The following is a 695-nucleotide window of genomic DNA, read 5'->3' as shown; positions in this document are numbered from 1 at the left end:
ACAGCCGAGGGCCGCTCCGAGACGGAGTCGGCCCTCGGCTGCTTTTCTGTGTCTGCCCCCGAGTAACTTTGTGAGTCGAGGCTTGCCCACCATCTAAGAGGGGCCGCCGGACCGGAAGGATTTGATCCGTGACTACAGGACCCCAGGACGGCGGCTCCGGCCCCCGCGACGACGACCGCCGGGCCGGCCGCGGCGGTGACCGCGACCGCGGTGGCTTCCGGGGAGACCGGAGCGATCGCGGAGACCGGGGCGGCTTCCGTGGCGGTGACCGCGACCGCGGCGGCTACCAGGGCGGTGACCGTGGTGGTTACCGCGGTGGCGACCGTGACCGTGGTGGCTCCTCGGGTGGCGACCGCGGCGGGTTCCGTGGTGGCGACCGTGACCGTGGCGGCTACCAGGGTGGCGGTGACCGCGGCGGGTTCCGTGGTGGTGACCGTGACCGCGGTGGTTACCAGGGTGGCGGCGACCGGGGCGGGTTCCGTGGCGGTGACCGTGACCGGGGCGGCTACCCGGGTGGCGGCGACCGGGGCGGCTTCCGTGGCGGTGACCGTGACCGCGGTGGTTACCAGGGTGGCGGCGACCGGGGCGGGTTCCGTGGCGGTGACCGTGACCGGGGCGGCTATCAGGGTGGCGGCGACCGCCGTGGCGTCTCCGGCGGCGACCGGGGCGGCTTCCGCAGCGACCGTCCGCAGGGC

Annotated in this window: 1 protein-coding gene; it reads left to right on the top strand. The window is 74.8% G+C overall.

The annotated features are described in order from the left end of the window. Positions 1-128 precede the first annotated feature (128 nt). Positions 129-695 (top strand): hypothetical protein (locus Ade02nite_RS45740; RefSeq protein ID WP_203777708.1); only part of this gene is annotated, 567 nt, incomplete at its 3' end.

Origin of the sequence: Paractinoplanes deccanensis (genome assembly GCF_016862115.1) — a bacterium.
In the GTDB taxonomy this organism is placed as follows: domain Bacteria; phylum Actinomycetota; class Actinomycetes; order Mycobacteriales; family Micromonosporaceae; genus Actinoplanes; species Actinoplanes deccanensis.
This window is presented reverse-complemented; position numbering and strand designations above follow the sequence as displayed.